The organism is Legionella stuttgartensis, assembly GCF_977063405.2.
The window spans coordinates 43,390-54,790 of the sequence record NZ_CDRUHA020000063.1; the positions used below are offsets into that span (position 1 = coordinate 43,390).

An 11,401-nucleotide genomic window follows, 5' to 3' on the forward strand; every position below is an offset into this window, starting at 1 on the left:
GTTCCTTTTTTTTGATCACGGTGTGAGCGTGCTTTAGCTCACCGCTTATTCTTTAGGATATAGTGTTCTTCCAGAAACGGTTGCTATTGCTTCTATAGGAATCGCATGTTCCTCATCATTAGAACAATTTAGGCTGATGATGCTAGCTATAGCATTGCTGTATCGTAATCAGGCCTAATATGTGTATCTGACGAGGCGATACATAATGTATTTCCAATGAATAATTTAAAACGTGCTTGGCTTAGTTTTTCTGAGACGTCGAAAGTCTTTAGAGTAACTCCTGATAACACTGTCCCAGGGGAAATTGTTTTTTCCTTGTGAGCCTTATCAGATGGAAGCTCAAATTGTTTTGTTACTATAATGTGCGCTGTTTTCCCTCCTTCAACATAAATTCTATTGGGTTTTTCTGATGAAGTCGAATTGGTATTTTTTGCTTTGCTTTTTATTAAAAGGAGATCAGGCGGCATTGGGCCGATAATTTTTAGTTCTGGTGAAGCCCAATAGATGGCTTTATTATTGCCTAAAAGTTTATAAGGCAAAAACACCACATCATGTTCCCCCATATTCCAAAAAACACCACAAAATAGATGCTTATCACCTATTGTAGAGCGGTTTAATAAATTACCTTTGCTGTCTGTAAAGCGATCGCAATAATGGTTATTTTGGGTCTTTGGCACTTTTAATGGTGAATACGCTAATTGAATTTCGCCATTGGCACCCATAAGAAACAATTGCCGTGAAGCAGTTGCATAGAAATCATAGCTCAATTTAGCAATGAATGGAGACAAAAACAGCACCAAGATCCCTAGCTTTATACCCAAACGCCGCGATGATTTTTCATCGAAAATAGAAAATAGAATGCACCACGTAAGCACAAGCCCCAGAACAATGATACAACCGTTAGCAAATGTTAAGAACACAATACCTCTCTTGTAAAAACTATCTATGCAAATGGTTACCATTTTATCATATTATTTTTTATAACATTTAATCTTATTAATTAGCTCATTTTTATTGAGTGCATCTATTTTATGTATTATCTTCTTAGGATTATGCCCTTGATCGAGCAATTGTTTAGCCCATAACATAAACACATCATCCTCGGTGAGAATCTTAAAAAGAATACGTTTTAATAAAGTCTTCGTGTGAACGTTTCAGATGTGATTTAACCTCCTCCAAAAACATCTGATATTGCTCAGTCGAAGAAAATAAATCCATGTTTAGATACCAATGTGCGCCATATTTCAAACTCATGGCATTTGATATAGCGGTACGAAAAGCGACTTCTATTCTCTCTAGGGCATCGATAACTAATAAGCGTAGCTCTCTATCAAAGGCATACAAATTTAAAAGATCCGAAAATCGCGTGTTAGGTTTAAATTGGCTAGTGTTTGTCGCAGAGCTAATGAGAAAAGGCTTAAAATAAATCATCAAACGATAGTAACCAATGGTCGTCAAATACTGGCTAGCTTCTTGTTCATTATCCAACAATAGCCCTTTTTGCCGTAAGTGATGTATTTGTTCTGGTATGGAAAGAGGTGGTTTATTAAAAACCATTTTTGAATGCATAAAGTAAATAACCCGCCCTGGTCCGCATTATTAAGAGGCGTGGCAGGTATGGTTAATTATATTATAACCCGATTGCGCTCAAAATCAAATACGATTGATTGTCATTAATGTAATTTAAACAGAATGTGCAACGTAACTGCCTGAATCACCGTACACGCCAATTCCCCATAAGAATGTTATAATTAACCGATCGTTAAAAGTCCTCATTTAAAGATTTTTGATTTAGGAATTATGGTGTAAGCAATGGATGTGAGTGTAAAAGAGTTTTTGATAACGCTATATATCGTAGGTGGATTAATTACCCTAAGTTATTCTATCCACAGCTTTCTCAATTTTCGACGCTTAAAAATATATTACAATAATAATTTGCTGCTAAAAAGGCCTGATATTAAACGCTATTTGATTCTTAACCCTCTCCCTTTGGCCATATTTTTTTGTTATCGAAAAAAGCCCTATAGAGCGATTTTCCGAGCTATTTTTTAAACATTATGGTGATGAGGGGCATACTTATTTTAGAAGCCAAGGGCTTAAAAACTTTTTAAATGACCTATTCAAAGGAAAAAATCGTTATAAAAAGTATCAAATACACACACTTTGCTGGCCAATTGACAAAAACTCTCAAGATTGGATTGAGCATGAGCGATTTTTTAAAGGCAATAATTTCTATGCGCGGATTGGGTTGAAGGAAGAGACACAGGTCTATTAGCCTATATGTACATAAAACAGTTAGCCCCTAATTTTGATTTTGGCTCAACTGGAAATTATAATAGTGAGGTTTGGGAGTATGGAGAGTCTCTACCCTGGATTATAATGCACCATTGCCGGAATGGGTTCTAAAAGCTATTTAAATAGCTTTTAGAAATATTTTTCTTTTCAACCTATAGAGATTATATTTGGGATATTGAGTTGCAATTTAATTAAACAATAATGTCCCAAAATTCCATCTTTCTGGTACTGAACAAATCCTCTTTTGTATATTATATGTTGTCCTTGGTGTTGATTGAACTTGAAACAGGAACGTGCAATCTGTTTTTATCAATTAAATCCAGATGCTTTGGAAGTCATCTATCAAAAGTAAATATTTAAATCATATGATAGATGTAACCCTCTTGTTTTCTGCCTATCACTAAAGTGTGTACCCTTGTGATATCAGAAAGCCAGTTTTGAAATTGTGTGTAATGGCTCGGCATTGGCCATCAATGCTCTTGCTTTTTTAGAGACTTTAATAAGAAAAGGCTAAAATCAAATAGCTGAATTTGTTTAAATAGTTTCGAGATCCTCATTGAGCGTTTATTATTACGGGGAAGGAAAATAATTGTTTGGTCATAAAATGGTCGTGGAGCAGGGTAAAATCCAACTGGAGCACCAAAATGTTCACATTCTTCACTAATAAAGAACCAGTCTTTACTATTTACAGAAAAAAGATCAAATTGGTTTAATAAAGAAAATACGGACTGTGAGTCTAAATGAACTGTATATAGTCTACCGCAAACAGGAAACTTTTTATTTAATTTTAAGGCAAGATATCGAGCTGCTGAAAAATGATGAGATCCCCCACTATTACATAAATGAATGCGGTTGTTATCCCATGCATAGCAATAAAATGAAGGATTATTGAATATTCGTCCGCCCTCCCACTGCAAATTTTTATTTAAATTTTGTTCTGATATGTCGGCGATTAAATTATGGTTAACTGTTGTTGCGAAATCATCAAGGGTTTTAAACAGGCTCAGATCTGATTTTGATGCGCCAAGGCAATCAATATCGCGAATATCACACCACCAATTTTCTGTTTCGTTAACTGTGACAATATATTCTAATTCTGGGATATATTGTTGTGTTGAGTAGTATCTTTCCCTTAGATTCATGGTGTATTTTTTATCAAAATAAAAACTATCCCACCTGTTCCAATGAATTATTTGATCCGCGTTAGCCGTTTGGGGAGGTGTTTTTAATAACATTTGTAGCTGAGAGTGACTTTTGATTTTTTTTATAAATCTTGATGGGTGTAAAAAACCTTCTTGTATCGAATCAACAATTAAATTAAGTACAGTCCCCATGCTTATCCTTTGTTTAGACGTGCGTTCAACTAGCTCAAAAGCTATTAAAATAATGCTAAAGAAGTATTCCTTTTACTATTGATGAAATACTGTTTTTTAGTTGTTTCCCATTATATATTTAAAGTGTTCAGGTTTTTTTTGTTTTAAAATGAGTTGTGTAGTTGGCTGTAATATCATCAGCCTCTAACTTGTATTGATTAAGACGTTGTTTGACAGTTTGACTGTCTTCAAACTTATTATCAGAGGCTATAGATTTTATAAATTGACGAGCGTTATTAACTAACTTTTCTAACAAGCTCTTATTTATTATTTTTATATTTTTACTTGGAGAACACGCATACTCAAAACAAGCAGATAAATGAATCATAATAGGTACACATTTAGCACCATTGCCATAATTGTTATTAAACCAAATTTCAGAACCATTCAGCTGATTACAATCGTGTTTACAAATAAGATCAGTGGTTGCACCATTTTTACATTCAATAACTAAAAATTTTAAATCATCCAACAGCCAGAGATTATCTGGTCCTTTTCCATAATCATTTTCGGGGCGTTGGCCTATAAAGCCAAGTAGGTATGCTAACTCTTTAAAAGCATCCTCAAATATATTTGCAGTGCCTTCACTAAATACAAGTTTTGAAAATACTCCCTCTGCATAGATAATAAGTTTGTTTCCATCTTTAAATTTTTCTTTTAAATAGTTAGAACATTGTATTGCTTGTGATCCGGTATGATTTTGTAGTGGCCTATAACAGATGCCTTCGATTGGTTTAAGAACTCTTAAATTATCAGATATAGCGGATAGCTGAGTTTTTTGCGATTCCACCTTATCGTACTTGTTTATATATTCCGACATGTATTGTTTTAACACGCCTCTTAATAAAGGATCTTCAGTTGACCTATTGATTTCATTCAAAATTCTATTTGCTGCTTCTTGTGGTTTCCCAGAGCGATCTAAATCGTAAGCCTCTCTTAAAGCTATTTTTATTGGGTCAGTTTTATTTTGATTGGAATAATTTAAGTCTGCCATAATACCTCTGCTTAACTTAACCCATTGAGGATCCCTTTTTAGACTGTAGTTTATGACAGTTTTAATCTCATCAGCTCCCTTATCTTTTATTTGGTCTGCTATTTGCTCTGATAATTCTAATTGAGCCTTTGTCGCGGGTGAAAATAGTTCTAAAGTTTCGCTCGTATAAAGCTGAGAAGTAAGATCTTTCCCCATAAGAAAAATGACGCAATAATCATCATTAGATCTAATTCCTCTCCCCATCCCCTGTTCCACTTTATGAACTATTTGATTTACTCTGTTCGAACTACCTGCAAGCTCACTCTGGCGAATTTTATCAATATTATTTCGGGCTGCTGGTAATCCATCTATAACTAATAATCGGCAAGCATTTTCGGGTAAATCAATCCCATCATATTTGTTAACTAAAATCGTTAAGCCAATATGAGTCGTTTTAAGTTGTTCAATTCCATGAAGCATACTGTCTTTATTTAAAATGAGATCCGCTGCATCCTCCCAAAACTCCACTCGCTTGTTAGAGGGGACAATAACTACCACGTTATATTCTTTGGATAATTCCAAACATAATGCTTTAACATCACTATCGAACATATTGGTGTTAAGAGCTTGTGGTAATAAGATTAATCTGTCACCTACATCCCCCGCTGAATCTGGAGTGATGGGGGTATTAAGATATTGGGGGCTTACACCAAAATGAGTCGTTAAGACGCTATCGTCCGATAATGTGGCGGTCATAAATATTTTTCTTGATGCATTACTCAGAGACGGAATCACATCAATTGGAATACAATTACTTGTAATTTCAATGTCATGCTTACTAATCACGCAACTACATCGCTCTAAATTTTCTTTTATTAATGCCCATTTAAATTTTATTTCTTCATGATTTTTGTTTTCAATTAAAACCTGCATTACATTACTAAGATTTTCTTGCCAGTTCCAATATGGGATTAAGATGTAGGCAAAAGGATCCCCTGATTTAATCTCCAAATATTTTGCTTCCGACTGCCTTTTCATTGCCTCTTCAAAAATACTAAATATTTTTTTATGTGCCGGGTTAGAGGATGATACATTCAAAGTGAATTGTTCTTCGACTGTATTTACGCATGCATGGGCATCATCAATAAGGATCGTTTTAATGGGTATTTTAGTTCCTTCATCCCCAACACCAAATACTGATTTTCCGTTAATTAATTTATATATATTAGTTACTAAAATTGCTTTCCCTTTTAAAAAACTCTCATTTTCAGGGTCATCGACTGCATTTAATCCAAGATCTTTTGCTTCGGATAAAACTTGCTCTACTAAAAAATTATCTGGAACAATGTAAACTACAGGTCCTTTCTTCTCATTCAAGCAACTTTTTAAAATTAAAAGGCCAACCACTGTTTTACCGCCGCCTGTATTCATTTTTATGACCAGGTTTCGTTCCTCTTTTCGGTCAAACCACTTGCTCCATACTTGAGATTGCACATCGCGGGGATAATGGAATTTGTTTGATTTTTTATTGGGTAACGCATTAAAAATTTCTCTCGGTTTTAAAACAGTATCAACAGTTTGTCCCGTACCCAATTTGGAAAAATCTAATGCCATTTAATGTCCTTTAAAGTTTACTGTTAATCCATATTGGCCAAAGAGTAATTAGGCCTGTAATTGCAATTTTAAGTGCATGTTCAGCGCATCAGCAACCTTCACCAGGGTCTCTAATGAGGGAATAAATGAACTATTGCCACTTTCAAGGCGAGAAATAACCGATTGTTTGGTTCCAATTTTATTAGCCAATTCAGATTGTGTCATATGTCGCTTTTTACGGGCATTTACAATCATTACTGCTATATTATTAATAATTTGCTCACGCTCATAGTGCTTGGCAAATTCTTCATCTTGATTGATTTTATCGTCAATAAATTCATTTAAGGTAAGTGCTTTCATTCTCGTATACCTCCATCATTCGTTTTTCAGCCAGTTCAATTTCTTGCTTTGGCGCTTTTTGTGATTGTTTTTTATAGGCATGTAAAAGAACGATGATTTCTTTTTGAATGCACACATAAAAAAACCGATAACCACTGCGCGATGTTTTAATTTTAATTTCCCAAAGCGAGCCTTTTATTTGCCTGAATTGTACCCTTGGGCTGTCAAACCCTAGCTCTTCAATACTCTTTAAACAACCAGCAAGTCGCGCTATCTCATCGGACGGCAAATCATTTAGAAATTCCGCCACGGGGTTTTTGCCCGATTGTTTTTGGTAAAATTTTATTTTCATAATAATTTATAGCATAAATGTGATAATTTGGAAAGTATTTAACTAAACTTAATCCATGGATTTTAGTTTATTGCTTAACGTTTCCGAGTTATTCAAAGATTCTAGTTTATCGAGCAGTTCCTTGAGCGGTCTATGATTTTTTAGTAATGGATTTGCCCACAAAAACAAGATATCGTCATCAGTTAATATTTTTTGCACTATATCTGGTTTTTCCTCCAGTAAAATCTCTACAGCACAAGCTACTAACCATTTAGAGGTTGATAATTCACCTTTTGCGATTTCTTCAATGGTTTTTGGCGCAATACTTTTATCTTTATTGAAAAGCGTTCTGGCTTTTTGGTGCAGTTTTTCTGATTTGTTATGAATGGATAATAATTCAGAAAATATCGCCTGTATTTTCAAGGAAACATCTGTTTTTACATTTTCAGATAATCCTAGTTGATTAAGCAGTGTAAGCGCTTGCTGTTTTTTTTCATCAGGAAGGCTTGCTGTCTTTATTTTAAGTTGCCCAATAGCGGCACTTATCATGGCATCATAAACATTCAAGTCGATGTGTTCTTCAAAGCATAACCTGCTGAGCTCATCAATAGCATCAATAAAACTACCTGGTAATCGGATCCTAAAATCTTTTTGTTCGGACAGAGCCTTTGTGGAAAAATAATGCTCAATAGCCACAAGATTATTCATGTAGTGCTTTAGTTCAATGGCTTCGTCCTGGCTTAATTTGTCCCAGCTATCGAATTCATCGCAGTTATTTGCTTGAAATGAGCCATAGGTTGTTTTTTTATCGGCTGATTGCACGTGAACTCTAGGTGGTTTATTCATGTTTGCTTTAACGGCAAACGATAGTTTTTTCATGAATCTACTCCTGTTAATGGCCTACTCCCTACGGTAGGGAGTAGGGCAATAGTCAGTATTTATAATCGGGTATTCTTTCTATTCTGTTATCAATGAATTCAACCAGTTGATCGCAATAGACTCCTTTTATCGGTTTATAGGGTATCACTGGCCACACTAGCATGTCTGAAAAGTCTTTGTTAAGGTAAAAGGAAATATTGTATAAGTCTTGCGCCTCATCCAACTCGATACAGACAAAACCATCTAAATAACGCGCATGAACTCTTATTGCAAGTGCATTAGATGATAGTTCATGCCATTTAGATACGCCCCAAGACCAAACGATCGCTTTATTCGTGTGCAGCAATTGTTGCTGGATAATTTCTGGAATAGTCATTGTGTTCTCCTATGTTTTTACTATGTGTCATTAGGACAAGAACAATATAACAAGGGCAGCAATAAATATCAACATTTTTGGTAAATAATTTTTATAAATATATTTTATAATAATTGTTGACGATTACGCGCTTTTTTGAGATACTGTATTTGTTCCTTGAGAACAATAGTAAAAACATAGGAGAAAACATAATGTTACCCATTTTATCAAAAGAAAAACTATTTAAATTAGCCCCTTCCATATTCACACAAGAAAGTTCCCACAAAACAAGTGATCAGTACTCACCCATCTCAACAGAGCAAATCATTGAAAAATTAATGTCAGAAGGATTTTTTCCAACTTGGGCAACTCAGACCAAAAGCCTGAGTCAAGAATCGAAAGCATTTGCAAAACACATGCTCCGTTTTCAACGCCATGATGTCATTCAAAATAATCAGGGACTTTATCCAGAACTTGTTCTTATCAATTCTCATGATGGCCTGTCTTCTTATCGCCTAATGGCGGGTCTTTTTCGGGTTGTGTGTGGTAATGGAATGATTGCGGGACAATCCTATGACGAAATTAGAATTAAACATCAGGGAGATGTTGTTGGGAACGTTATTGAAGGTACTTATAAGGTGATTGAAACCGCGAACAAGATGCTCGATGTATCAGATGATATGGCTTCAATTCATTTAAACGATACTGAAAAGATGATTTTTGCCGAAGCTGCCCATTCTCTAAAATTTTCTGATGATGAGGGCGCAATGATCGTTGCTCCTGAGCGTTTATTGCAACCAAGGCGTTATGTGGATCAAAAAGATAATGATTTGTTTACGGTGTTTAATGTCCTACAAGAAAATTTAATTAAAGGAGGGATCCGTGGCCATCGTTTAAATAAATACGGTTACACCACTCGAACAAAAACGAGAGAAGTAAAAGCCATTGATCAAAATGTGAAATTAAATCGTGCGTTGTGGACGTTAACCGAAAAAATGATGGAAATAAAAAGGTAAAGGAATTTTTTAGAGGCAAAGAAAAATCCCTTTGCCTCATCTTGAAAATAGCGTGTTAACAATAGCAAGATAAAAGGAACATTGATGAAATTAAGACTATACCACGGACGCAATACCCCAGAACAAGAAATGGATGATTGGGGCTTTGAAGGAGCAACACTTTTTGGTGTTGATGGCATTATCTGGACATACGGAGTTCCTAGAGTGTTTTTTATTAATGATGATTATTTTAATATAGCCAAGGAAGTAACCGGTTGGGATGAGATTGCTGATGGTTTAGAGATGCGTGTTTATGAGGATTTAATTAAAACCAAAGAGGGGTACTTTGGGGATTGGGAATTAATTGGAATATAAGTGGTACTTTTTTCTATTCTTTTTGTCTCCTTTTGTTGGTTTTATATCTTATATATGCGTTGATAATTAATAGTATGTTAATTGATAGGATCACAGAATAATAAAAAATTCTGTGATCTAAAATTAGAGCTTCCAATTTATTGATGATTAAAAATAAAAAATTCTTGATGTAAGAAAAAATAGCATTAATATTAATCAGAATAATAATGACTAAAAATAACCCCACCTTCCTTTTTATTAAGGAAAAAAATAACATTATTGAATGTGCTTTTATTTGTAAGGATCTAATATTCATTCTAGGATAGTACCCTACCTGATACCAATCCCACGGCTTCTAAGGGTATCGATTTTGAGTTCTCATTGGCGCAGTTTATGCCGCTAATTTTTGCAACTATATTTCCTGATCTATAATCAGTTTTTAAAATGGAATCCGCAATTGCCGTACAAGACATGGAATTGATGTTTATTTTAAATCGTAATTGATTTGGATTATCAGAATCATGAAAAGGAGCCATGACGAATGCGCTGAAAATTGTACCCATGGGTATCGATTTAGATTCCTTAATATCAGATGAGGTGAAATTAAAATTTTTTGTAACCACAACTTCCCCCATCTTGCTTTCTGACACATAAATTCTTTTTGATTTTGATGTGAGTTCATTTTTATGTTCGGCCAGCAGTTTTAGAGACTCATTTTTATTAATAAACGGAATAGGGATAAACCAATCAACAATGGTTATCATGACCTTATCCAGAAAAGGAGGTTCAACACCATGAATTTTCGCGGCAATCTCGGACAACTCTTTTAGAGATATATAGGTTTGCTTTTCTTTTTGATTTAGTTTTGATTGAACGGAATAAGAGTGATAACCAAATAGACCAATAATAGTTAGTGGTATGATGTATTTACATGTAGTCCTAATACGGTTTTTCACTCGGATATCCTTTTTTTTTAATTGTATATTTACTAAATTAAATCCTAATGCGGAACAATACTAAACGGATTCAATAGCCTGTTTCTTCTCTTTTCGATGTTGCTTCCATTCTTTATCTTTAGAAAAGATCATGATGGAGGACTCTTCAAAAAAATAGCTAATATCATCAATGCCAACCCATGAGCAGTATTCTTTTATTTCTGAGTAAATGTCTTTACTAATTTCGATTTTAATTTTTTCTTTTTCAGGTGTTTTTTTTGCACTAATTAAAGCCATGGTATTCTCCAAAATTAACATCAATTTTATAAAAAATTTAGTTTACTATATCAGTAAAAATAGGACATAAAAATACAAATCGAAACAATTAATAGCGATTGGCAAACGGATCATAACTATTGCAATAATTTGTAGATGAATAACTACGATAATTGTTGTCATGATTTCTATAATAATCATCAAATGAACTGTTAGATCCAAATGTATTGCCATTTACATCCAGACAACCAATCATTGGCAGGCCGCTTGCAGGATTAATTTTTGTATCATTTGATTTAGAGTAAGAATGAAAAGAATGCCGTTTAGCATACACAGCCTTCTCTTCTTCAGTCCATTCACTATAGGGTCTAAAATGAATGATTTTAGCAATTTTTTTCAGAAATCTTTTTAATATATTCATGATATAAATATCCCTATTGAGTAAATGGTTAAGAGAATACTGTGAATCACAAGCACGCAATTATTATGCGCTTTTCATAATATTAATTTAAATAAATAATACTAAAATTCCCAGTTAAATGCCCATACAAAAAGAATGATTAAATTAAAAAAGAAGTCGGGTAACAGGATCGAATTGCTCCGATCCCGTCCCCTAAGAACGTAACGTGCGACTTTCACCGCATTACGCTCAAGCCTTTCTAAGGCTATTCACCCAGCAGTTCATCACTTTCAATAACGTTTA

General features: G+C 34.3%; 13 protein-coding genes. 2 read left to right on the top strand and 11 right to left on the bottom strand.

The window, feature by feature from the left end:
* Window positions 1-146: 146 nt before the first annotated feature.
* The 8 genes from ACWTEW_RS23750 to ACWTEW_RS23785 all read right to left on the bottom strand — a co-directional run bounded on the left by ACWTEW_RS23750 (window position 147) and on the right by ACWTEW_RS23785 (window position 8,159).
* Window positions 147-920, bottom strand: coding sequence for a hypothetical protein (locus ACWTEW_RS23750; RefSeq protein WP_230305092.1), 774 nt, complete (start codon window positions 918-920; stop codon window positions 147-149).
* Between the two features lie 193 nt (window positions 921-1,113).
* Window positions 1,114-1,569, bottom strand: a complete 456-nt coding sequence (locus ACWTEW_RS23755) for an Abi family protein (RefSeq protein WP_021460518.1) — start codon at window positions 1,567-1,569, stop codon at window positions 1,114-1,116.
* Between the two features lie 1,196 nt (window positions 1,570-2,765).
* Window positions 2,766-3,629, bottom strand: a complete 864-nt coding sequence (locus tag ACWTEW_RS23760) for a DUF6685 family protein (RefSeq protein ID WP_021582677.1) — start codon at window positions 3,627-3,629, stop codon at window positions 2,766-2,768.
* A gap of 127 nt (window positions 3,630-3,756) precedes the next feature.
* Window positions 3,757-6,255: a helicase C-terminal domain-containing protein gene (locus tag ACWTEW_RS23765; RefSeq protein WP_025520167.1), complete on the bottom strand. Its 2,499-nt coding sequence runs from the start codon at window positions 6,253-6,255 to the stop codon at window positions 3,757-3,759.
* 48 nt (window positions 6,256-6,303) lie between these two features.
* A complete protein-coding gene (locus ACWTEW_RS23770; RefSeq protein WP_021460513.1) occupies window positions 6,304-6,594 on the bottom strand; it encodes a helix-turn-helix domain-containing protein in 291 nt (96 codons plus the stop codon).
* Complete coding sequence (locus tag ACWTEW_RS23775; protein ID WP_021460512.1) at window positions 6,572-6,925, bottom strand: type II toxin-antitoxin system RelE/ParE family toxin; 354 nt, start codon at window positions 6,923-6,925, stop codon at window positions 6,572-6,574. Before ACWTEW_RS23775 ends, ACWTEW_RS23770 begins: the two co-directional genes overlap by 23 nt.
* A 48-nt stretch (window positions 6,926-6,973) precedes the next feature.
* On the bottom strand, window positions 6,974-7,783 hold the full coding sequence (locus ACWTEW_RS23780; RefSeq protein ID WP_021460511.1) for a hypothetical protein: 810 nt from the start codon (window positions 7,781-7,783) through the stop codon (window positions 6,974-6,976).
* Window positions 7,784-7,835: 52 nt separating this feature from the next.
* Window positions 7,836-8,159 carry a hypothetical protein gene (locus ACWTEW_RS23785; RefSeq protein ID WP_021460510.1) on the bottom strand — a complete coding sequence of 108 codons (324 nt, stop codon included), beginning with the start codon at window positions 8,157-8,159 and terminating at the stop codon, window positions 7,836-7,838.
* 191 nt (window positions 8,160-8,350) lie between these two features.
* On the opposite strand from ACWTEW_RS23785, the gene ACWTEW_RS23790 reads away from it, so the two are divergent.
* The gene (locus ACWTEW_RS23790; RefSeq protein WP_021460509.1) at window positions 8,351-9,154 is read left to right on the top strand and encodes a DUF932 domain-containing protein; all 804 of its coding nucleotides are present in this window, start codon (window positions 8,351-8,353) and stop codon (window positions 9,152-9,154) included.
* Between the two features lie 84 nt (window positions 9,155-9,238).
* Complete coding sequence (locus ACWTEW_RS23795; protein ID WP_021460508.1) at window positions 9,239-9,508, top strand: hypothetical protein; 270 nt, start codon at window positions 9,239-9,241, stop codon at window positions 9,506-9,508.
* A 296-nt stretch (window positions 9,509-9,804) separates the two neighbouring features.
* Here ACWTEW_RS23795 and ACWTEW_RS23800 read toward each other — a convergent pair whose 3' ends face one another.
* The 3 genes from ACWTEW_RS23800 to ACWTEW_RS23810 form a co-directional block, all read right to left on the bottom strand.
* Window positions 9,805-10,443 carry a hypothetical protein gene (locus ACWTEW_RS23800; protein WP_021460685.1) on the bottom strand — a complete coding sequence of 213 codons (639 nt, stop codon included), beginning with the start codon at window positions 10,441-10,443 and terminating at the stop codon, window positions 9,805-9,807.
* 60 nt (window positions 10,444-10,503) lie between these two features.
* On the bottom strand, window positions 10,504-10,719 hold the full coding sequence (locus ACWTEW_RS23805; protein WP_021582697.1) for a hypothetical protein: 216 nt from the start codon (window positions 10,717-10,719) through the stop codon (window positions 10,504-10,506).
* An 88-nt stretch (window positions 10,720-10,807) separates the two neighbouring features.
* On the bottom strand, window positions 10,808-11,179 hold the full coding sequence (locus ACWTEW_RS23810) for a hypothetical protein (RefSeq protein ID WP_454783463.1): 372 nt from the start codon (window positions 11,177-11,179) through the stop codon (window positions 10,808-10,810).
* Window positions 11,180-11,401: the final 222 nt, after the last annotated feature.

What these genes read in the sequence shown, in the direction of transcription:
- ACWTEW_RS23760 (WP_021582677.1), bottom strand. Translation starts at nt 3,629, where the DNA reads ATGGGGACTGTACTTAATTTAATTGTTGATTCGATACAAGAAGGTTTT.
- ACWTEW_RS23790 (WP_021460509.1), top strand. Translation starts at nt 8,351, where the DNA reads ATGTTACCCATTTTATCAAAAGAAAAACTATTTAAATTAGCCCCTTCC.
- ACWTEW_RS23775 (WP_021460512.1), bottom strand. Translation starts at nt 6,925, where the DNA reads ATGAAAATAAAATTTTACCAAAAACAATCGGGCAAAAACCCCGTGGCG.
- ACWTEW_RS23795 (WP_021460508.1), top strand. Translation starts at nt 9,239, where the DNA reads ATGAAATTAAGACTATACCACGGACGCAATACCCCAGAACAAGAAATG.
- ACWTEW_RS23755 (WP_021460518.1), bottom strand. Translation starts at nt 1,569, where the DNA reads ATGCATTCAAAAATGGTTTTTAATAAACCACCTCTTTCCATACCAGAA.
- ACWTEW_RS23785 (WP_021460510.1), bottom strand. Translation starts at nt 8,159, where the DNA reads ATGACTATTCCAGAAATTATCCAGCAACAATTGCTGCACACGAATAAA.
- ACWTEW_RS23765 (WP_025520167.1), bottom strand. Translation starts at nt 6,255, where the DNA reads ATGGCATTAGATTTTTCCAAATTGGGTACGGGACAAACTGTTGATACT.
- ACWTEW_RS23805 (WP_021582697.1), bottom strand. Translation starts at nt 10,719, where the DNA reads ATGGCTTTAATTAGTGCAAAAAAAACACCTGAAAAAGAAAAAATTAAA.
- ACWTEW_RS23780 (WP_021460511.1), bottom strand. Translation starts at nt 7,783, where the DNA reads ATGAAAAAACTATCGTTTGCCGTTAAAGCAAACATGAATAAACCACCT.
- ACWTEW_RS23770 (WP_021460513.1), bottom strand. Translation starts at nt 6,594, where the DNA reads ATGAAAGCACTTACCTTAAATGAATTTATTGACGATAAAATCAATCAA.